The sequence below is a fragment of the Streptomyces antarcticus genome (genome assembly GCF_026627255.1).
Lineage (GTDB): Bacteria > Actinomycetota > Actinomycetes > Streptomycetales > Streptomycetaceae > Streptomyces > Streptomyces antarcticus.
On record NZ_JAPNLM010000002.1, the window covers coordinates 287,449 to 308,365 of the forward strand.

Sequence of the window (20,917 nt, forward strand, 5' to 3'; positions counted from 1 at the left end):
GGGACCGGCTAGAGCGGCCGTACCTGGAGGCCGCCGAGACCGCCGAGACCGCCGGCACCGCCGGGGCGGCGCAGGGCCACGGAGCCGTACGGGGTCCGCAGCCGCAGCCAGTTCCCGGCGGCGAGCAGCGCGACCGGGGAGGACGGGGGCACGTACACGGGCGCGGAGGCCGTGCCGGAAGCGGAACCGGTCACGGGGTCGGAACCGGACGCGGCAGCGGAACCGGACGCCGGTACGGGTGCCGGAACCCGTACCGCCCGCAGGAAGCCCAGCGACTGCGCGGCGTGCACGGCGCGCATCGGCAGCTCGGTGTCACCCAGGGGGCGGGACCAGATCTCGCGGCCGATGCGGTCGCGCTCGGACCGGGTCCGGTGCTGCGCGGGCAGGGCCGCGTCCCGGGTCCGGAACTCGGCGACGGCGGCCGCCACGGCGGCCCGTACCGCCTCGGGGCCGGGCAGCCCGTCCAGCTGTCGCCAGCCGCCGCGGGGCGGGAGGACCCCGGTCCAGGGCGGTCCGGTGACCGGCCCGGGCACCGAGGCCGCGGCGGAGGCCTCGTCCACGTACTCCAGCAGCTCGCCGGCGGACACGGTCAGGTCCAGCGGCGTGGAGACGGGTGCGGCGAGCCGGACCGAGCGGACGGCCAGCACCTCGAAGGAGGGCGGCCGCCCGAAGACGGCGAGCGCGCCGCCGCCCGCCTGGAGGCGGACCGCGGCGGCGCGGTCGTAGTGCACCAGCCGGCCCAGGAAGGCGGCGAGGTCCGCCGCCTCCCCGGGATCGGCGAAGCGCAGCTGCTCACTCATGCCGCGAGGCGCCTTCCGGAACTCTTCGGGGCCTCGGGCTTGTCGAGGTACTCCTCGAGGAAGAGCTTCTCCTCGGCCGTGATGCGGCGGGGCCGCCCCTCGGCGAGGTTGTACGGCACGACCACGGTCTCGGCGCGCACGTAGACCGTCTCGGGCCGCTCGTCGGTCGCCTCGTCCTTGACCTCGTAGCGGATGGTCAGGGACGCGGCGCCTATCCGGGTCACCCAGGACTCGATGAGCACCGGCTCGTGGCGGTGCACGAGGGGCAGCTTGTAGTCGATCTCGTGGCGGGCCACGACGGATCCGCCCGTGAAGGACTCACTGCCCTCCCCCGGCGCCAGGCGGAACATGAAGTCGATGCGCGCCTCCTCCAGATAGCGGAGGAAGACGACGTTGTTGACGTGCCCGAAGGCATCCATGTCCGCCCAGCGGAGGGGGCACCGGTAGTGATGTCTGGCCATGGCCTTCGACCTCAGCCTCGGGTCAGCTTCTTGTAGGTGGCGCGGTGCGGACGGGTCGCGTCCGCACCGAGACGCTCGACCTTGTTCTTCTCGTACGACTCGAAGTTGCCCTCGAACCAGTACCACTTGGATTCGCCCTCGTAGGCGAGGATGTGGGTCGCGACCCGGTCCAGGAACCAGCGGTCGTGGGAGATGACCACGGCCGCACCGGGGAACTCGAGGAGCGCGTTCTCGAGCGAGGACAGGGTCTCGACGTCGAGGTCGTTGGTGGGCTCGTCGAGGAGCAGCAGGTTGCCGCCCTCCTTGAGCGTCAGCGCCAGGTTGAGGCGGTTGCGCTCACCACCGGACAGGACGCCGGCCGGCTTCTGCTGGTCCGGACCCTTGAAGCCGAAGGCGCTGACGTACGCGCGGGACGGCATCTCGACCTGGCCCACGTTGATGTAGTCCAGCTCGTCCGACACGACCGCCCAGAGGGTCTTCTTGGGGTCGATGTTGGCGCGGCTCTGGTCGACGTAGCTGATCTTGACCGTGTCGCCGACCTTGATGGCGCCGGAGTCCGGCGTCTCCAGGCCCTGGATCATCTTGAACAGCGTGGTCTTGCCGGCGCCGTTGGGGCCGATGATGCCGACGATGCCGTTGCGCGGCAGCGTGAACGACAGGTCGTCGATGAGGACCTTGTCACCGAACGCCTTGGAGAGGTTGTTGACCTCGACCACGATCGAGCCGAGACGCGGGCCCGGCGGGATCTGGATCTCCTCGAAGTCCAGCTTCCGCATCTTGTCAGCCTCGGCCGCCATCTCCTCGTAACGGGCGAGACGGGCCTTGGACTTGGTCTGACGCCCCTTGGCGTTGGACCGCACCCACTCCAGCTCTTCCTTGAGGCGCTTCTGGCGCTTCTCGTCCTTGCGGCCCTCGACCTTGAGGCGGGTGGCCTTCTTCTCCAGGTACGTGGAGTAGTTGCCCTCGTAGGGCAGGGCGCGGCCGCGGTCGAGTTCGAGGATCCACTCGGCGACGTTGTTCAGGAAGTACCGGTCGTGGGTGACGGCCACCACGGCGCCCGCGTACTTCGAGAGGTGCTGCTCCAGCCAGTTCACCGACTCGGCGTCGAGGTGGTTGGTGGGCTCGTCGAGGAGGAGCAGGTCCGGGGCCTCGATCAGCAGCTTGCAGAGCGCGACACGGCGCTTCTCGCCACCGGAGAGGTTCGTGACCGGCCAGTCGCCGGGCGGGCAGCCCAGGGCGTCCATGGCCTGCTCCAGCTGGGCGTCGAGGTCCCAGGCGTTGGAGTGGTCCAGGTCCTCCTGGAGCTTGCCCATCTCGTCGAGGAGGGCGTCCGTGTAGTCGGTCGCCATCAGCTCGGCGACCTCGTTGAAGCGGTGCAGCTTCTTCATCGTGTCGGCGGCGCCGTCCTGGACGTTCTCCAGAACGGTCTTCGACTCGTCGAGCTTGGGCTCCTGCATGAGGATGCCGACGGTGAAGCCGGGCGAGAGGTACGCCTCGCCGTTGGACGGCTGCTCCAGGCCCGCCATGATCTTCAGAACGGTGGACTTACCGGCACCGTTCGGGCCGACCACACCGATCTTCGCGCCGGGCAGGAAGTTCAGGGTGACGTCATCAAGAATCACCTTGTCGCCGTGCGCCTTGCGCGTCTTGCGCATGGTGTAGATGAACTCAGCCAAGAGAAACCGTCCGGCAGATCGATGGTGGGCAGATACACCCCATCTTGCCAGCCGTCCATACCTACGGGCGAATGGGTAGGTCAGACCCCCTGAGCTGGGGCGAGGCCGGGGGCGGGTCTCACCCTCTGGTCATCACCGGACGCCACCGGCACCGGTACGGACGTCCGCGCCCGTGGCGCGCCGGTGGTGGCGGGCGCGCCACCGGCGCGGAGTGCGGGGTTCCTCAGGCGCCGGAGCCCTGGCGGCGCAGTCGGGCGGCGAGCACGAGGCCCGCACCGGCCACGAGCGCGGTACCCGCACCGTCACCGACAAACAACTGCTTTTGGGCGCTCCAAGACCTGACGATCTTGGATTCGGGGCACTGCAGATGACTTCAGGACCAGAATCGAACAGGTTCAAATAGAGGAGTCACGTCCGTGGCCGGTAGACGGTGAGCGCGTCCGGCAGCTCCTCGAGCACCAGCGCGGCGGTCGCCTCCGCGTACTCCCCGTCGTACGCCAGCGGGGTACCGGACGGAATGTCCCCGATGCGCAGGCTGCGCAACCGGGTCGCCGTGTGGACGGGGGAACGGCTCAACGGGCCCGCGAACGCGGCCGCCAGCAGGCGGGGGCCGGGCCGTCCGCCGCCGTACACGATGCGGAGGTCGAGGAGGCCCTCGCCGAGGTTGTCGCGGCGGCGCGGTGTGGGACCGGTGCCGTGATAGGTGCCGTTGCCCGCGAAGAGCAGCCACACGCTCCGGGGCCGCCCGGCCAGCCGCAGCCGTACGGGCCGCTGGGAGCGCAGCACCCGCCAGGCCGCAAGCAGCGCGGCCGGACCGCCGCCGATCCGCGGACCCCAGCGGAGGCGGTGGCCGAGCAGCTCGGGGTACGCGCCGATGCTGAAGTTGTTCAGGAAGTAGCCGGACTCGCCGCCCCCGGGTCCCGGGGTGAACCGGCCCACTCCGATGTGTACGGCCTCCCCCGCGGCGACGGCGCGGCAGGTGTCCGCGGCTCCGGCGAGGCCGAGGTCGAGCGCGAAGTGGTTGAGGGTGCCGCCGGGAAACACCGCGAGCGGTACCCCGGCGCGCAGCGCGGCGGTGGCGGCGGCGTTGATGGTGCCGTCGCCGCCGCAGACCCCGAGCACGGTGGCCCGGGAGGCCGCCGCCGCCAGCTCGGCGGTCAGTTCCGCGCCGCCGCACTCCACCAGCTCGGCCTTGGGGAGCCGGGAGCGCAGCACGTCGAGGCCCGCGCTGGCGGCCGTGCCCGATCCGGTGTTGACCACCACCGTGAGCCCCTCCCCGTCGGGCAGGACGGGCGCCCCGACGGCGGTGCGTTCGTCTCCCGGCACGACCCGGGCCTCCTGCGCGTCCCGCGCGAGCCGCCGTACGACGAACCCGGCCGCCACGCCCAGCGCGGCGCCCGCGAGCACGTCTGAGGGGTAGTGGACCCCCGTGTACACCCGGGAGAACGCCACCGAAGCCGCGACCGGGACCACCACGGCACCCCAGCCGGGCGATTCCAGCGCCAGCCCGGCGGTGAAGGCGAAGGCGGACGCCGAGTGCCCGGAGGGGAACGAGGTGGTCTGCGGCTGCGTCGACAGCCGCCGTACGGCGGGCACCCCGTCGAGAAGCGGCCGCGCTCGGCGCACGGACCACTTGCCGACGGTGTTGATGGTCGCGGAGGCCAGGGACAGCGAGGCCACCCCCCGTACGGCGGCCTTGCGTGCTCCGGCCGACCCGAACACGGCGATCGCCGCGGCGGCCCCGCCCCACAGCACCCCGTGGTTCGCGGCCCGCCCGAGCCTCGGCAGCACCCGGTCGGCGCCGGGCCAGTGCCGCCGGGCCACCATGTCGAACAGTTCGCGGTCCCATCGTGCGACCGCGCCTCGCCAGGTCAGTTCCTGATCAACCATTTCCTGCCCATACCCCCGGTCGGCGGCCCGAAATCAGCCGGACAGGTGACAGACCGGGCGTCGCGCCGCCCCGGACCGACCCGGGAGAGAGCCGGAGCGGCCCCGGTCCGCACGAACCGGCGAAGCGGCCCGGAGGCCTGGAGACCCCGACTGGCCGGTGCCGGCAGGCCGGGCGGGCGGGCGCAAGACGGTCGGAACACGGCCGTCCGGGCCGCCCGGCCGTCGGAAACCGCCCGGGCGGCGCCCTGCTCGGCCGGGCGCGGCCCCCGGCCGCTGCCGCAACCAGGCACCAGCCGCTCCAGGCCCCACCCCCGCCCGGCCGCGGCCATGCGCCGGCCGTTGCGGACCGCCAGCGGGTCCCGGGCGCCCAGCCCAGCGCGGCGCGGCGCGGCGCGGCGCCGGGAGCCGATCGGGCCCGGCGAGCAGGGCCGGGCCGGGTCTGCTCGCCGGGCCGGGCCGGGTCTGGTCAGGCCGGGTCTGGTCAGGCCGGGTCTGGTCGGGCCGAGGGTCGGACCGGGTCTGGTCGGACCGGGTCGGACCGGACGCGCCGAGACCGAGTCGGACCGGCCCCCCGGGCCGGGTCAGGCCTGGTCCTCTCCCTCCAGCGGGCGCTTGCGGAGCAGGAGTACGACCAGGCCGCCCAGAACCACCAGGCCCACCGCCAGCGAGGCGATGACCGGGGTCGCCGCCGAGCTCCCGCTGGACGCCAGGCGGTCCTCGTCCGGGGAGTCCGGCGAGAGGGCGGCCGACTGTGAGCCCAGGGTCATCGCCGACGGCCCGGAGCCCGTTCCGGAGGCCGTTCCGGAGCCCGTCCCCGCGGCCGCTCCCGGAGCCGTCCCGGAGCCCGCTCCCGAAGCCGCTTCCGATCCCGTTCCGGAGGTCGTGGCGGCCGCGGTACCCGCCGTGGCCGTCTCGGCCGCCGGGACGGCCGGCCACATCGCCGTGGCCATCGCCTTCGCCGCCGACTCGCTGGAGCCGGCCACGATCTGCGCCTGGGCCGGGACCCCGCTGGTGAAGACCCGCCCGACCGGTACCTTCGTCGCGCCCTGCACGGTGACCGAGGCGAACCCGTCGGGAGTCCCCGCCGGCACCTCGAAGTAGAGCCGGCTCCCGTTGGCGGCGGTCTCCAGCGGCTTCCCCTCGGCGTCCACCACCCGCACCCCCATCGCGACGGCCGCCGCGTCCGGGATGACGGACACGCTGCGCGCCCCGGTCCGGACGGTCACGGGGCCGAGCCGCGTGCCCACCGGCCCGGTCACGTCGCCCGGGTCCAGCGCCAGCGAAGCGGGCGGCTCCGGCAGCCGGCCCGCCGCCCGCTGGAGGTAGTCGGCCAGCTTCTCGGCCTCCGGGTCCGCGGCCTCTACCCGGGCCCCGTCGGCCAGGCGCCAGATGGCCACCTGGGTCCCCGCCGCGGCGCTCTCCGCGGTGAGCCCTGCGGCACCGGCGGCCTTGGCGAGACCGGCCAGATCGTTCAGCTGGGGGTAGGAGTGCTCCAGGACCCAGCGGATCCGGCCCGCCTCGCCCTTGGCCGCCAGCGGGCTGCCGCTCCAGCCGCTCTCGTTGTACCGGGCCTGGGGCTGCGCGTTGCCCTCCACCCCGACCCCGTACGTCTGGAGCATGCCGCCGCCGTCGACCCGCATCTCGTAGAGCCCGGCCGGGATCCGACGCACCGATCCGTCGCCGGAGTGCAGGACCGCCTGGCCGTACGTCTTCAGCCCGTCCAGGACGGCGCTCGCGCCCTCCGGGGCCCGGGAGCCCACCGGATCGGAGTCGGCGGCCGCCTGCGCTCCGGGGGCGGCGGCGAGTGCGGCGGCCAGCAGCGCCACCGCCAGCGGGCGGCGCGCGACGGACCGCGCGGCCTCGGCCGGAGAGGCCGGCGGGACAGATGAGGCCGGAGAGGCTGGCGAAACCGGAGAGGCCCCAGAAGCCGGGCAGGCCGGAGAACTCGTACCGCCTGCGCGAGAGCCGGCGGGAGACGGACCGGCCGGTGGAAGGCCGCCAGGACGCGAAGAAGCGGAATCAGGAGCGGAGAATGCGGGAACGGCAATCGACACAGTCTTCCCCTTCGGGCCGAAGGCCCAGGTGCCCGTGAGTACCGGGGAATCCTATCCACCTCGAACACTCAGCCCACCGCCGCCCTCTGATTGACCATCAGGGGCGTGTCCGTCGTGACGACCCTGCGGAAGGCCGCGGTTCCGCGGTTCAGGTCGTGTCCGACGGCCGTCGCCTCGATGTCGGCCGAGAACCACCGGTTGCCCTCCCCTTCGGGCGGGTCCTCCCGGACCCTCAGCCTGCCGTGCACCACCAGCGGTTCGCCGACCGACACCGACCCGGCGAGGTTCAGGGCGAGCGTCCGCCGCGCCCACACGGTGTAGAAGCTGGTGGCTCCGTCGGCCCAGACCTCCTTGCGCCGGTCGAAGTACCTCGGCGTCACCGCGAAGCGGAACCTCGCCGACGGACCGTTCGGCGTCTCCTTGTAGTCGACCTGCGTGGCCACGTGGCCCACCAGCGTCACCAGGGTGTCGTTCATCCCGGCCGCCCTCCCCCTCGTTCCCCGTCGTGCGGACCGTCCGCACGGGGTGGGAACCATGCTGGGGGCGGCCGCCGGATCCCGCCGCGGCCTGTGGATTACTGACGGGTTGTGGACAACCGGCTCCCCCCTGCGGCCACCGCCGCGTACTGCTCGCGCACCTCCCGGTAGCGCAGCAGTTCCGCCGCCACCGGCTCCAGCACCCGGGCGCGGCCGCATCCGGCCGCCGCCTGCCGCAGCCTTCGCTCCGCGTCCTGGCCGTACCGCCGGGCCGGGCCCCGGGCGGCGATCGAGCAGGCCCATTCCACCAGCGGCCCGCCGATGATGCCGGCCACCATCAGCAGTACCGGCGGCATGAGCCTCGGCTCCAGGACCCCGACGATCTGCCCGACCAGCCACAGACCGCCGTAGATCTGCAGCAGCGTCATGGCCGCCTGCCCGAGCACCGCCGCCGGCCACCACGTGGGCCGGGGCGGTTTCACGCTCGGCACCGCCACCGCCGCGCCGAGGGTCACCGCGATCTCGTCCAGCGCCTCCGGGAGCCGTTCGGCGCCGCGCACTGCCGTCTCCCGTACCGCTTGCGCCCACGGATCGGGCAGGCCCGTGACCGCTTCGTCGGCGACGACCCGTACGGCCTGCTCCACCCGCTGGCGTGCGGTCACCTCCTCCTCCGCCGGTGCCTCCGGAGCCACCGTGCCCCGGCCGCCGATCGCCGCCAGGGCGGCGAGGCCCGCCAGGGTCCGGGGGGCGCGGCGGTCCTCGTACCACCGCCACAGCCGCAGCCACGGGGTTCCGCACGCCTTTCCGGCGTTGCGCCGCCAGGCGCGCTCGGCCGCGAGACCGGCCGCGTACGCCCCGACCGCCTCGGCGAGCCGGTCCTCGAACTCGGCGCGCGCCGTCTCGCCGATCTCGGGTCCGGGGTGCCCGTCGGCGACGTACAGCGGGCGCAGCCGCACGGCCGCCCGGTCGACGTCGGCGGAGATGCGCCGGGTCGCGGCGCCCTTCTCCTGGGTGAACTGTCCGAGGAGTTCGCGCAGTTCCCCGACGCCCTCGCCGGTCAGCGCGGACAGGCCGAGGACAGTGGCGCCGGGCTCGTCGTGTTCGCCGAGTGCGATGCCGTCCTCGTCGAGGAGGCGGCGCAGGTCGTCCAGTACGAGGTCGGCGGACTCCCCGGGCAGCCGGTCCACCTGGTTCAGCACCACGAAGGTGACCTCCGCGTGCCCGGCGAGCGGCCGCAGGTAGCGCTCGTGCAGGACGGCGTCGGCGTACTTCTCCGGGTCCACCACCCACACCACCGCGTCGACCAGCGCCAGTACCCGGTCCACGTGGTCGCGGTGGGCGCCGACCGCCGAGTCCAGGTCGGGCAGGTCGACGAGGACCATGCCGCGCAACGCCTCCGCCTCCGAGGTCTCGCGGGGCCGGCGCCGCAGCCGCCCGGGGATCTCCAGCCGGTCCAGCAGGCCGGCCGCCCCGTCCGACCAACTGCACGCGATGGGCGCGGCGGTCGTCGGCCGGCGCAGCCCCGTCTCGGAAATCTGCACCCCGGCGAGTGAATTGAAGAGCGTGGACTTGCCGCTTCCGGTCGCTCCGGCGATGGCGACGACCGTGTGCTGCGGCGACAGTCCGCGCCGTGCGGCCGCCTCGTCCAGGACCCGGCCGGCCTCGGCGAGGGTCTTGCCGTCGAGGCGGGTCCGGGACAGCCCGACGAGCTGGCGCAGCGCGTCGAGGCGCAGCCGCAGCGCCTGCCCCTCGGGGCTGAGCGGGGGCGCGGGCGCCTTGCCGCCGTCGTTGCCGGCGCCGGAGACGGCGCGTACGAGCGCCTCGTCGCCCTCCTCGGTCCCGTCGCCCGGTTCGGATCCGTTCTCCGGCCGGTCCACCGGCCGGGGCCGCGAGCGTGCGATGAGTCCGTCGTCCCAGCGGTCGTCGGTCCGGTCGGTCAGGGCGGTCACCGCGTCACCTCTCCTTCTGCAGTACGGACAGCGCGGCGATCAGCTCGGCCTGGGGTTCCGGGGTCACTTCGAGCGCCTCCAGCGGGGCGAGCCGCCGGTCGCGTTCGGCGCGCAGCACCTGGTCGAGGTGGTCGCCGACCAGTTCCCCGCCCCGGTCGCGCAGCCGTACGGCGGCCTGTACGCCGATCCGTTCGGCGAGCTTCTCCCCGGCGGGCCGGGCCCGCTTGCCGCCGAGGAGGGCGGCGACGAGGAGCGCGGCGACGGCGTCGGGGTCGGGGGCCGGCTGCTTGTCGAGCCGCGCCACCTCCTCCTCGGCGAGTTCCTCCAGGACGCGCCGCCAGCGCCGGACGGCCATGCCGATGCGCTCTCCCGCCTCCCGGTCGGGCGCGGGCAGCGGCACCGCCCCGGCGGCCGGCTCGCGCCGCCAGGCGTCGGCGATCCGCTCGTCGGCGGCGGCGACGGCGCACTGGAGCAGGGCGGTGAGCGACTCGGCGAGCGAGTCGAGGAGTTCGTCGGCGCTCGTGTCGAGCGGGTAGCCGCGCCACCGGGTCAGCGCGTCCCCGGCCAGTACGGCGCCGCGGTCGAGGCGGTTGCGGACCCGCTTGCCCTCCCGCTTGTACGCGTCCTCCACGGCCGAGGTCAGCCGTACGGCGGCGGCGTACTGGGCGGCGACGGCCGAGGCGAGCTCCGGCATCCGCCGCGAGAGGGAGTCCAGTGCGCCGAGGGCGGTCCGCCCGACGGCGTACTGCCGGGCGGCCGGGTCCTGCGCGTGGTGGGCGAGCCAGGCGTACAGCGGTGCGACGGCGCTGGCCGGCAGCAGCCCGCCCCCGCCGGCCGACTCGGGCAGTTCCGGCACCGTGAACCGCGGTACGTCGCCGAGCCCGGCCCGCGTGAGCAGCGCCCCGTACTGCCGGGAGACCTCGGCGAGCACCTGGTGCGGGACACGGTCGAGGACGGTGACGAGGGTGGCCTTGTACTGCTTGGCGGTGCGCAGCAGGTGCCAGGGGACGGCGTCGGCGTACCGCGAGGCGGTGGTGACCATCACCCAGACGTCCGCGGCGCAGATGAGTTCGGCGGCGAGCGTCCGGTTCTCGACGACGAGGGAGTCGATGTCGGGTGCGTCGAGGACGGCGAGGCCGCGCGGGAGGGTGGAGATGGTCTCGACCCGCAGCTCGCGGGTCGCGTGGGTGTCCCTCCGGCCGCGGTCGGGGAGCCGGGACGCGCCCATGGGGACGTCCTCCTCCTCTCCGTGCGGGATCCAGACCCGCATCAGATCGGGGAGGACCCGCATCCCGGCGAACCAGTGGTGGTCATCCGGATGGCAGACGAGGACGGGCGTGCGCGTGGTCGGGCGCAGCACGCCGGCTTCGCTGACCTGCCGCCCGACGAGGGAGTTGACGAGGGTGGACTTTCCGGCCCCGGTGGACCCGCCGACAACGGCGAGCAGCGGCGCCTCGGGCGCCTTCAGCCGGGGTACGAGGTAGTCGTCGAGCTGCGCGAGCAGCTCGGCTCTGGTCTGGCGGGCGCGCGGAGCGCCGGGCAGGGGCAGCGGCAGACGCACGGACGCGACCCGGTCGCGCAGGGCGGACAGGGCATCGAGCAGCTGAGGCCGAACATCCAAGGTCACCACATGCGAAGAATGCCCAATTTTGGGCCATTTTTGAAGCTTATACGTCCTCTGCGCGCCGACCGCTACCCCAGCGGGACATCCCGGGGCACGGCGGACGAGTGGGGCGCAGGCATAACGAGTACACAACACCCGGGGCGTCGCGGCGCAAAAGCGATGCGAGAATCGCACCTGCCTGCGATTATCGGGACCGCTTCACCGAACCTCCACATCGTGGCACGCGAGTGAAGCAACCGGGACAAGGCAACCGGAGCCCTATCCTTGACCCGGCACGGACCGCAGTCCCACCCCCACCAGGGGCTCCAGGCCCACCACGGCCACCTTCCGGCCCCCGTAGCTCAGTGGATAGAGCAGGTGCCTTCTAAGCACTTGGCCGCAGGTTCGAGTCCTGCCGGGGGCACCACTTCTCCACCCCTCGAAGCCCTCCCTCCAGGAGGGCTTTCGTGCAGGTCAGAGGCACCCTAGCGGGAGTGGTGTAGCGCCGCCGTAAGCCCCGGGGATCCGTCGGCGGGGGCGGGGCCGCCCGGCTGCCGCCGCCTTCTCGCGAGCGGTCACGGTGTCCGCGCGGCGGGATTCCCGGCGGCGTTCGGCCCGGCTCCGGCACACCGGCGAAGCCTCCGCCGGCCCTCGAGCCGCCGCTCCGAACCGACGGGCCGCCGGGGGACACATCGGGCGTATCCGGGCGGCCGGGCCGGAACTTCGTTCCCCGACCGGCCGTGGATCCGCCCGGCCGGACCCCGTCATTCAGCCAGTTCGCCGGGCGGGTGGTACGGGGTGTGCCCGGCTCGCGGCTAGGAGATGACGAAGAGCCTGACGGCTTGGTAGTAGGTCCACGCCGTGCCGTCGCAGGAACCCTTGCGGGTACCCGAGTACCGCGCGCAGACCCTGGTGAGGTCGGCGTGGAACGCCTCGTCCAGGCGGGCCTTGGCGGCCGGGAACAGCCCGGCCGGCTTGTGGTTGCGGTAACCGAAGTCGTGGCGCGCGCAGGCGTCGGCGAACGGGAAGCCGAAGGGGTTGTCCGGGGAGGACGTGCAGAAGTCGGTGGACCAGTCGAACCCGTACGCGGTCCAGGTGGTCCGGTGCGCGCGCGCCTCGGCCCACGACTCATAGCTGGCGGCACTGGTCTGCGTCCAGCGGTCGAGCACCAGGGGTTTGTCCGCCGGAACGGCCGCTGCCGCCCACGCAGTTGGCGCGAGGGCGAGCAGGGCGGCCGTGGCCGCCGAGACGAGAGCAGGGGCGAGGCGACGGCGGCGCATGGGCATTCCTCGGAGCAGGGTGGGGGGGCGGCTGGTCCGCCCTCGGGGCCGGTGGGGGGCGGTGGTCCGCCCTCGGGCCAACTGCTCCGGGGGGCAAGGGGTTACTGGACCGGGCTACCGCACCGCCCCGGCGTTGGCCACAGCTCTCAGGTATGACGCGTGTGAGACTTTCGGCAGAGGCGGGATTCGTCCTGGGGAGGGACGCGCGGGAGGGGGTGCCCCGCCGAGACTGGAGGGCATGAACCGCCGTCCGCTCGTCATCGCCGCCGCCACCGTGGGAGTCCTCGCCATCGGCGCCTTCGCGCTGCCCAACCTCCCGCCCAACCCCGTGACCGACGTCGTCAACGACCGCGTGTTCCACGAGAAGGGCAGGCAGTTCGCGACCGCCGCGGACGCCCCCGTGCGGCGCGGACGGCAGGAGTTCGACCTGCCGTCCTGGATACCCAAGGACGCCACGCACGTACGGATGAAGGTGCGTACCACCGGCGAGGCCCGGCTGATCCGGTTCACGCTCGGCAAAACCCCCCTGGACGGCCCGCAGTGCGCCTCGGGCACACCGGGGAAGGTGGAGGACCCCGATCTGGGCGCCCGGTGGTGGCCGGACGGCATACGGGCCGAGGCGCGGCCCGAATGCCGGGACCAGCGCCAGTACCAGGTCGCCGTGCGCGGCAAGCGGGTCTACGCCTGGACCGACGGCACCCTGTCCCCCGGCGCGAAGACCGGGAACGGCATACCCCGCGACGGCTCGGGAGGCAGTACGGGCAGCGGTACGGGAGGTGCTTCGGGCAGCGGTTCGGGTGGCGCCACCAGCGCGGTCCCGGCCGGGCAGCCCCGCCGCTAGGAAGTGTCAGGCGCCGCACGTGCCGTCGCGGTGGCTCGCGCGAAACCGTCCGGGTTGTCGAGCATGATGTCGTGCCCGCAGTCGGGGACGGTCAGTACCGCGAATCCCCGCCGCTTCCGGGGCGTCGACACCCGGGAGGGCAGCTCGGCCCAGCGGATGCGGTCGCCCTCCGCTGTGACCACGGCACTCCGCACGACGCACTCCCCCGTGTCCGAAGGCACGAGGGTGGCCAGTCGGTCCCACCGACTCCTGGACTACCCTCGTCAGGTGATCGAGCACGTGAACCAACTCGGCAGTGACGCGCCCCAGATCGGGGGGCTCCCCCGGGGCCGGGCCGTGGCCGTGTGGTCCCTGGACACCACGCTCGCCAAGGTCGCCGGCCGCCCGGTCGACCGGGCGGGCGACGTCCTGGACGCGGGCGAGAGGGACCGGGCCGCCCGGCTGGTGCGCCCCGGGGACCGGCTCCGCTACGTCGCCTCGCACCTGGGGCTTCGGGTGCTGCTCGGCGGCTACCTGGGGCTGGCGCCCGAACAGGTCAGTCTGGTCCGGGAGGACTGCCCGTGCTGCGGCGGCCCCCACGGGCGTCCCGCCGTGGCCGGGGGCGCGGTGCACTTCTCCCTCTCGCACAGCGGTGACCTGGCCTACTTCGCCTTCGCCCGGCTGCCGGTCGGCATCGACGTGGAGAAGGTGCCCGACGCGACGACGCTGGCCAGCGTGGTGAACAGCCTGCACCCGTCGGAGACCGCCGAGCTGTCCGTGCTCCCCGATTCGGCGCGGGAGATCGCCTTCGCCCGGCTCTGGTCCCGCAAGGAGGCCTACCTCAAGGGCACCGGCGCGGGCCTGGCCCTCGGGCTGGTCGACCCGTACATCGGCTCCGCGCCCGCCCCGGCACCCCTTCCCGGCTGGACCCTGACGGACCTCGCCGCCCCGGCGGGCTACGCGGCGGCCGTCGCCGTCGCCACCCCGGGCGACGCCGCTGCGACCACGGGCGGCGCAGCCGGTCCCGCTTAGGGCGCCCGCGCCGTGACCCGGAAGGGTCCGCCGTCCCGCGGCGCTCGGTACTGCGTCTCGCGGGACGGCCGTCAGGGGCGGGCCAGCCTCCGGTCGCGCGCTTCGGCCCCGGCGCGGAGGCCCGGCCAGATGCCGTCGAGCCACTCCTCCACCGAACGGTCCGTGGGCATGCCCGGTGCCACCCGGTCGTACAGGGCGGCCGTCTCCGGCTCGACGGCGCGCTGCCGCGTCAGGATCTCCGGCTCGCCCGGGCCCCGCGCCGCCACCGCCACGCTCCGCAGGAACATCGCGTTCGCCGCCAGCAGCCACACCGCCTCGCCCACCAGCTCCGCACCGGAAGCACCGGAAGCACCCGAAGCACCCGAAGCACCTGCCCCGCCCCAGGCCCCCGGCGCGCCCGTCCCGACCGGCGCGCCGGTCGCCAGGGCCCACGGGTCCGGGGCCAGGTACCGCACCGCGCCGACCCCCGTGAACCGCGCCGCGGCCGCGCACATCCCGCACGGCTCCTGCGTGCTCCACAGCACCGCCGCGCCGAGGTCCCAGCCGGTCCGGGCGGCGCCGAGCGCGTTCATCTCGGCGTGGGCCAGCGGCGTACCGCGCAGGGGGCCGTTCCCGGGTCCCTCCTCGTACGCCTCGTTACGCCCTTCGCACAGCACCGCCCCCACCGCGTCCGTCAGCGCCGCCCCCACCGCGAGGCCGCCCGCCGTCAGCCCCTCGTAGGCGCGCGCGAGCGATCTCCGTACCCCCGCCGGGGCCGTCCGCCACGCCGTGCCGAAATCCAACTGCCCCTGTGCCATACGGCCATTATCGTCACCCCCATGGACATCCGCCCGGCCCTCACGCCTGCCGAGCTCACCGCCGCCGAGGCTCTCTTCGACGGGCCCGCCCGCACGGACTGGTCGGAGCGCTTCCTCGCGGCCCCGGGCCACCTGATGCTGATCGCCTACGTCGACGGCGTGCCCGCGGGCATGGTCTCCGGCGTCGAGATGAGCCACCCGGACAAGGGCACCGAGATGTGCCTCTACGAGCTCTCCGTGGACGAGGGCCACCGGCGCCGCGGGATCGGGCGCGCCCTGACCCTGGCCCTGGCCGAGGAGGCCCGGGCCCGCGGCTGTTACGGCATGTGGGTGGGCGTGGACACCGACAACGAGGCCGCCCTGGCCACCTACGGCTCCGCCGGCGCGGTCGACGAGGGCGTCTTCACGATGCGCGGCTGGCCCCTGGCTCCGTAACCGCCCCCGGGGCCCCGGCAGTAGCCCTCCCGGCGGCGTGTCGTGCGCCCACTCGGCGCACCCTCCGCGCGCCCGCGTCACCGCTCGCCGAGCATCGGCCGCATGACCGCACTGACCGCACTGACCGCACTGACGTCACCGATCGCACTGCTCCCGGCCGCAGCCGCACTCCTCGCCGCGCTCACCACGGCCGCCGCACCGCCCCCGGGGGCCGCCGGGGCCGGCACCGCCAGCACCTCCACCGACCCGTACGCCCCGTACGCCCCGTACGTCGTCGTCCTCAAGGACACCACCCCCCGCGCGCCGACCCGCGCCCTGGCCGCCGAGGCGGCCGAGGCTGGTGACGAGGTCGGGTCCGTCTACGGCACCGCCCTGAACGGCTTCGCCGTCCGCACCACCGCCGCCCGGGCCGCCGCCCTCGCCGCCGATCCGCGGGTGGCCTCCGTGGAGCCGGACGCGGAGTTCCACACCGCCGACACGCAGCCGCTGGCCCCCTGGCCACTGGACCGGATCGACCAGCGCGAGCTGCCGCTCGACGGCGCGTACACGTACGCCTCCAAGGCCGAGGGCGTCACCGTCTACGTCGTGGACACCGGGATCAACGTCCGCCACCAGGAGTTCGGCGGCCGGGCCCGCAGCGGTTACAACGCGGTGTGGCTGGAGACTTCCGGCGACTGCAACGGCCACGGCACGCACGTCGCGGCGACCGTGGGCGGGACGACGTACGGGGTCGCCAAGGGCGTCTCGCTGGTCGGGGTGAAGGTGGCGAACTGTAGGGGATCCGGGCGGCTGTCGGGCATCCTGCGCGGTCTGGAATGGCTGGTGAAGGACGCCTCGGCCGCGCCCGCCGCTCCGGCGGTGGCGAACATGAGCATGGGCGGCACCCCCAGCTACGCCCTCGACGCCGCGGTGACGCGGGCCGTCGCCGCCGGGATCACCTTCACCGCGGCCGCCGGGAACGCGGGCAAGGACGCCTGCGCCGGCTCCCCGGCCCGGGTCCCGCAGGCCGTCACCGTCGGCGCGACCGACGCAGCGGACCGGCGCGCGGGGTTCTCCAACCACGGCCCCTGCGTGGACCTCTCGGCACCGGGGGTGGGCGTGGTCTCGGCCTGGAAGGGGTCTTCCGCCGCCACGGCCCGCGCCTCCGGCACCTCCATGGCGGCCCCGCACGTGGCGGGCGTCGCGGCGCTGGTCCTGGCGGGCGGTACGGCCCGCACCCCGGCGGAGGTGTCCCGGGCCCTCGTACGGAGCGCCGTGTCCGACCGGATCACCGGCCTGCCAGCCGGCACGCCGAACCTGCTGCTGCACACGCCGGCCGACCGCTGACCGCACCTGGCCGTTTCCAGTGGTTCCGGACCGCCCCAACGGCCCGGAACCGCTCCTTCCGCGCCCTCCCGCGGGAACTCCTCCGCCGGACCCGACCTGATGGGACATCAATGTGTGTGTCCTTCGGGCGAAAGCAAGCCATTGACTTCTCATCACCGCGACGCGTCAATGTCGGCCACCGCACCGGCTCGGCCTCCCCCACACAGCGGGTGGGGGGAGGGGTTCGTCATGACGAAGGAGTCGCGACCCAGTGAGTACGAGAATGCTCAGACGAAGAGTGCTGGCCGGGGCGGGAGCCCTATCCCTGGCCCTGACGGGTGGGGCGGTGGGCCTCGCGGGCTCGGCGCAGGCCGCGACCAAGACCACCGCCGTCTTCGAGAACTGCGACGCCCCCGCGCCGCAGCCGGACGGCTCCGGCAACCAGAACTTCACGGTCACGCTGCCCGACGGCGCCAAGGCGGGCGACGTCGTCCCGATCACCATCGATCCGGGCGCGAGCCCGCTGATCCCCGGCTTCTCCGTCACCACGGTGAACACCTCCAAGATCACCCTCAAGGTCGGGGCGACCACCCAGGTGGTCACCAGCCCGCCCGAGACCGTCAGTGTCGTGGCCGGCCAGCCGCTCGACCCGAAGGCGTTCTCCGGCACCATCAAGATCCCGGACGGCACCGAGGGCACCACCGTCAACGTGGCCCTCGACCTCGCGGTGACCGACGCGGACCTCTCCGGCTCGGTCTTCACCACGACGTGCACCCCGGCCCCCCGCCCCAGCGCCTCCCTCGGCTCGGTCGCCGTGGAGGCCCTGCCCAAGGACCCGATCACCACCAGGCTGACGCCCAACAGCGGCAAGGCCGGCACCACGGTCGCCGTCACCGGCGCCAACTTCGCCCCCGGCGCGGTCACCTGTTCCGCCCTCCTGAACGACGTCCCCACCGGTGACACCGGCACCGGCACGGCTGCGGCGAACGGCGTCGCGGACTGCGGCGTCACCGTCACCAAGAAGGCCGACAAGATCCGGATCGACGGCGCGATCAAGCCGTACAAGGACTTCGTCTTCGTCGAGGACCAGCCCGGCGTGAAGAACCCGGTCGACGTCGAGGTCCTGCCCGGTCCGCTGGCCATCGGCCCGCAGGGCGGCAACCCGGCCGTCGACTTCGGCAAGGTGACGATCAACGGCAAGTCGCAGTCGGTCGTGGGCCAGTTCACCGCGATGTCCGTCCAGGACTTCCGCGGCGGCACCCTCGGCTGGGACGTCACGGCGACCCGTACCCCGTTCCTGAACGAGACCACGGGCCACTCGATGACCAAGGCGCAGCTCGGCATCCAGCCGTCCTGCACCGTGACCAACGCGGACAGCCCGAGCACCTGCTCCGCCGGTACGCCGGGCGCCATCTCCGACACCCCGATGAAGATCGCCTCCCAGGCGGCCGGCGGGGACGAGCTGACCGGTGGCGAGTTCGCCGTCGGCGGCGCGGGGATGATCCAGCTCCCGCCGTTCATGTTCGCCGACACCTACCAGTCGGTGGTCACCTTCTCCATCGCCTGACCCGTACGGCCCGCTCGCTCCGTCCAGGGTGGTGCGGCGCTCCGGCGCCGCACCGCCTTTGCCCTGTCCGCCGCGACTGGAGACCCGCCCATGCGCACCCGCACCCCTCTGTACGGTCTGCTCGTCAGCCTGCTCCTGCTGGGCGCGGGCCTGCTCCCCGCCGCCGTCGCGACGGCGGCGGACAACGGCACCTGGGGGGTCTTCCCGACCCCGCCGGCCGGTGCGGCGATGACCGACCGGGCGTACTTCTTCCACCAGGGCGCGGCCGGGACGACCGTCGCCGACAGCGCGACGATCATCAACTCCTCCGACCGGGAGCTGACGTTCCAGGTCTTCGCCACGGACGCCGTGAACACCCCGTCGGGCGGCGCCTTCGCGCTGCTGCCCGTGGAGACGAAGCCCAAGGACATCGGCACCTGGATCGCCCTGCCGCCGGAGGCGGCGGGCACGGTCACCGTGCCTCCCAAGGGCCGTAAGGACGTCCCGTTCACCGTGAAGGTGCCGCAGGACACGACGCCCGGCGACCACGTCGGGGGGATCGTGGTCCTGAACACCGAGGTGGAGGGCGTGCGGAAGGAGGGCAAGGTCCAGGTCGGGGTGAAGCGCTCGGTGGGCGCCCGGCTGTACTTCCGGGTCCCCGGGCCGGTGACCGCGGGGCTGAGCGTGGAGGACGTGCGGGTCAGCCGGTCCGCGCCGCCGCTGCCGTGGATCCAGGACGCCCGCGCGACCATCACGTACGCCCTGGTCAACCGGGGGAACGTCGTCGTCGAGCCCCGCGTCACCGTCTCCGCCGAGGGGTTGTTCGGGCGCGAGGTGCTGGACCGGCCGGCCCGCGAGCTGAAGCTGGTGCTGCTGCCGGGGCAGCGCGTCGAGCTGACGGAGGCCTGGCCGGACGCGCCGCAGTCCGACTGGGTGACGGTACGCGTCGCCGCGGGCGCGGCGGCCCACCCCGATCTGGTCTCCGCGGCCGAGGCGGACTTCGTCGCCGTGCCGTGGCCGGCGGCGGGCGCGCTGCTGGTGCTCGCGGGGGCCGGTACCGCCCTGTGGGCGCTGCACCGGCGCCGGGCCCGCGACGCGGAACTCCCCGCCTCCGCACCGGACGTGGCCCGGGTGCACTGACGGGACCGGGGACGGAAACGGACGCGCGAACGGGGGCGGCACCGGGAGCGGCGCCGCCGACGACCCGGGCAGCGGAAACCCCCGGCCGGTGAGGGTGGGCCGGGGGTCCGCGGTTCGGGGTGCTCGGTGGGCGTGGGCGGCGGCCCGCGTCAGTGGTTGCGGGGGAAGCCCAGGTCCACGCCGTCGGGGGCGTCCGAGGGGTCCGGCCAGCGGGTGGTGACGACCTTGCCGCGGGTGTAGAAGTGGATGCCGTCGTTGCCGTAGACATGGTGGTCGCCGAAGAGCGAGTCCTTCCAGCCCCCGAAGGAGTGGTAGCCCACCGGCACGGGGATCGGGACGTTGACGCCGACCATGCCCGCCTGGACCTCCAGCTGGAAGCGGCGGGCGGCGCCGCCGTCGCGGGTGAAGATCGCGGTGCCGTTGCCGAACGGCGAGGCGTTGATGAGGGCCACGCCCTCCTCGTACGTCTCGGTGCGCAGGACGCACAGGACCGGGCCGAAGATCTCGTCGCGGTAGGCGTCGGAGTCGGTCTTGACGTTGTCGAGCAGTGAGAGGCCGATCCAGTGGCCGTTCTCGTTGCCCTCGACCGTGTAGCCGGTGCCGTCCAGGATCACGTCGGCGCCCTGGGCGGCCGCGCCCTCGACGTACGAGGCGACCTTGTCGCGGTGGGCGGCGGTGATCAGCGGGCCCATCTCAGAGGCCGGGTCGTTGCCGGGGCCGATCTTGATCTTCTCGGCGCGCTCGCGGATCTTGTCGACGAGGGTGTCGGCGATGGAGCCGACGGCCACGACGGCCGAGATCGCCATGCAGCGCTCGCCGGCCGAGCCGTACGCGGCGGAGACGGCCGCGTCGGCGGCCGCGTCCAGGTCGGCGTCCGGGAGGACGAGCATGTGGTTCTTGGCGCCGCCCAGCGCCTGGACGCGCTTGCCGTTGGCGGAGGCGGTCGTGTGGATGTGGCGGGCGATCGGGGTGGAGCCGACGAAGGAGACGGCCGAGATGCCGGGGTGGGCGAGGAGCGCGTCGACGGCGACCTTGTCACCGTGGACGACGTTGAGGACACCTGCCGGCAGACCGGCCTCGGTGGCCAGCTGGGCCAGCTTGTTCGCGGCCGAGGGGTCCTTCTCGCTCGGCTTGAGGATGAAGGTGTTTCCGCAGGCCACGGCCAGCGGGAACATCCACATCGGCACCATCGCCGGGAAGTTGAAGGGGGTGATGCCCGCGACGACGCCGAGCGGCTGGCGGATCGAGGAGACGTCCACGCGGTTGGACACGGACGTCGACAGCTCGCCCTTGAGCTGGGTGGTGATCCCGCACGCCAGCTCGACGATCTCCAGGCCGCGGGCGACCTCGCCCAGCGCGTCCGAGTGGACCTTGCCGTGCTCGGCGGTGATCAGCTCGGCGATCGCGTCACGGTTGGCGTCGAGCAGGGCGCGGTAGGCGAACAGCACCTTGGTGCGGGCGGCCAGCGAGGACTGGCCCCAGGACGCGAACGCCTCCTGGGCGATCCGTACCGCCGCGTCGACCTCCTCGGCGGAGGCGAGCGCGACCTGGGTCGTGACCTCGCCGGTGGCCGGGTCGGTGACCGGGCCGTAGTTGCCCGACGCGCCCTCGACGGTCTTGCCACCGATCCAGTGGTTGACGGTCTTCATGCCT

General features: G+C 73.8%; 18 protein-coding genes and 1 tRNA gene. 7 read left to right on the plus strand and 12 right to left on the minus strand.

The window, feature by feature from the left end:
• Positions 1-8: 8 nt before the first annotated feature.
• The 8 genes from OTB16_RS05040 to OTB16_RS05075 all read right to left on the minus strand — a co-directional run bounded on the left by OTB16_RS05040 (position 9) and on the right by OTB16_RS05075 (position 10,927).
• Positions 9-800, minus strand: a complete 792-nt coding sequence (locus OTB16_RS05040; protein ID WP_267718632.1) for a DUF8010 domain-containing protein — start codon at positions 798-800, stop codon at positions 9-11.
• Entirely contained in the window at positions 797-1,261 is a 465-nt protein-coding gene (locus OTB16_RS05045; RefSeq protein WP_267718633.1) for an acyl-CoA thioesterase, read from the minus strand. The genes OTB16_RS05040 and OTB16_RS05045 overlap by 4 nt, the downstream gene beginning before the upstream one ends.
• 11 nt (positions 1,262-1,272) lie before the next feature.
• A complete protein-coding gene (ettA, locus tag OTB16_RS05050; RefSeq protein WP_267718634.1) occupies positions 1,273-2,937 on the minus strand; it encodes an energy-dependent translational throttle protein EttA in 1,665 nt (554 codons plus the stop codon).
• Positions 2,938-3,345: 408 nt separating this feature from the next.
• Positions 3,346-4,827, minus strand: a complete 1,482-nt coding sequence (locus OTB16_RS05055) for a bifunctional phosphatase PAP2/diacylglycerol kinase family protein (RefSeq protein WP_267718635.1) — start codon at positions 4,825-4,827, stop codon at positions 3,346-3,348.
• Between the two features lie 581 nt (positions 4,828-5,408).
• Positions 5,409-6,653, minus strand: a complete 1,245-nt coding sequence (locus OTB16_RS05060) for a thioester domain-containing protein (RefSeq protein WP_267718636.1) — start codon at positions 6,651-6,653, stop codon at positions 5,409-5,411.
• Between the two features lie 296 nt (positions 6,654-6,949).
• Positions 6,950-7,357 carry a single-stranded DNA-binding protein gene (locus tag OTB16_RS05065; protein ID WP_267718637.1) on the minus strand — a complete coding sequence of 136 codons (408 nt, stop codon included), beginning with the start codon at positions 7,355-7,357 and terminating at the stop codon, positions 6,950-6,952.
• Between the two features lie 98 nt (positions 7,358-7,455).
• Positions 7,456-9,306: a GTPase gene (locus tag OTB16_RS05070; RefSeq protein ID WP_267718638.1), complete on the minus strand. Its 1,851-nt coding sequence runs from the start codon at positions 9,304-9,306 to the stop codon at positions 7,456-7,458.
• A 4-nt stretch (positions 9,307-9,310) separates the two neighbouring features.
• Positions 9,311-10,927 carry a dynamin family protein gene (locus OTB16_RS05075; protein WP_267718639.1) on the minus strand — a complete coding sequence of 539 codons (1,617 nt, stop codon included), beginning with the start codon at positions 10,925-10,927 and terminating at the stop codon, positions 9,311-9,313.
• 333 nt (positions 10,928-11,260) lie between these two features.
• On the opposite strand from OTB16_RS05075, the gene OTB16_RS05080 reads away from it, so the two are divergent.
• Positions 11,261-11,336: transfer RNA gene (locus OTB16_RS05080), tRNA-Arg, on the plus strand.
• 388 nt (positions 11,337-11,724) lie between these two features.
• Here OTB16_RS05080 and OTB16_RS05085 read toward each other — a convergent pair.
• Positions 11,725-12,189 (minus strand): phospholipase, encoded by a 465-nt coding sequence (locus OTB16_RS05085; RefSeq protein ID WP_267718640.1) that lies wholly within the window; start codon positions 12,187-12,189, stop codon positions 11,725-11,727.
• Between the two features lie 238 nt (positions 12,190-12,427).
• Here OTB16_RS05085 and OTB16_RS05090 point away from each other — a divergent pair, with 238 nt between their 5' ends.
• The gene (locus OTB16_RS05090; protein WP_267718641.1) at positions 12,428-13,030 is read left to right on the plus strand and encodes a hypothetical protein; all 603 of its coding nucleotides are present in this window, start codon (positions 12,428-12,430) and stop codon (positions 13,028-13,030) included.
• Here OTB16_RS05090 and OTB16_RS39445 read toward each other — a convergent pair.
• Entirely contained in the window at positions 13,027-13,224 is a 198-nt protein-coding gene (locus OTB16_RS39445) for a hypothetical protein (protein ID WP_420717620.1), read from the minus strand. The genes OTB16_RS05090 and OTB16_RS39445 overlap by 4 nt on opposite strands.
• A gap of 73 nt (positions 13,225-13,297) precedes the next feature.
• Here OTB16_RS39445 and OTB16_RS05100 point away from each other — a divergent pair, with 73 nt between their 5' ends.
• Positions 13,298-14,041, plus strand: coding sequence for a 4'-phosphopantetheinyl transferase family protein (locus OTB16_RS05100; RefSeq protein ID WP_267718642.1), 744 nt, complete (start codon positions 13,298-13,300; stop codon positions 14,039-14,041).
• Positions 14,042-14,112: 71 nt separating this feature from the next.
• On the opposite strand, the gene OTB16_RS05105 is transcribed toward OTB16_RS05100, so the two are convergent.
• Positions 14,113-14,838 (minus strand): nucleoside deaminase, encoded by a 726-nt coding sequence (locus tag OTB16_RS05105; RefSeq protein ID WP_267718643.1) that lies wholly within the window; start codon positions 14,836-14,838, stop codon positions 14,113-14,115.
• A 21-nt stretch (positions 14,839-14,859) separates the two neighbouring features.
• Between OTB16_RS05105 and OTB16_RS05110 the strand changes: the two genes are divergently transcribed.
• The 4 genes from OTB16_RS05110 to OTB16_RS05125 all read left to right on the plus strand — a co-directional run bounded on the left by OTB16_RS05110 (position 14,860) and on the right by OTB16_RS05125 (position 19,264).
• The gene (locus tag OTB16_RS05110) at positions 14,860-15,273 is read left to right on the plus strand and encodes a GNAT family N-acetyltransferase (RefSeq protein WP_267718644.1); all 414 of its coding nucleotides are present in this window, start codon (positions 14,860-14,862) and stop codon (positions 15,271-15,273) included.
• A 102-nt stretch (positions 15,274-15,375) separates the two neighbouring features.
• Positions 15,376-16,599 carry a S8 family peptidase gene (locus OTB16_RS05115; protein ID WP_267718645.1) on the plus strand — a complete coding sequence of 408 codons (1,224 nt, stop codon included), beginning with the start codon at positions 15,376-15,378 and terminating at the stop codon, positions 16,597-16,599.
• 262 nt (positions 16,600-16,861) lie between these two features.
• Entirely contained in the window at positions 16,862-18,145 is a 1,284-nt protein-coding gene (locus OTB16_RS05120; RefSeq protein ID WP_267718646.1) for a hypothetical protein, read from the plus strand.
• A gap of 90 nt (positions 18,146-18,235) precedes the next feature.
• Positions 18,236-19,264 (plus strand): WxL protein peptidoglycan domain-containing protein, encoded by a 1,029-nt coding sequence (locus OTB16_RS05125; protein WP_267718647.1) that lies wholly within the window; start codon positions 18,236-18,238, stop codon positions 19,262-19,264.
• 149 nt (positions 19,265-19,413) lie between these two features.
• Here OTB16_RS05125 and OTB16_RS05130 read toward each other — a convergent pair whose 3' ends face one another.
• On the minus strand, positions 19,414-20,913 hold the full coding sequence (locus tag OTB16_RS05130; protein ID WP_267718648.1) for a CoA-acylating methylmalonate-semialdehyde dehydrogenase: 1,500 nt from the start codon (positions 20,911-20,913) through the stop codon (positions 19,414-19,416).
• Positions 20,914-20,917: the final 4 nt, after the last annotated feature.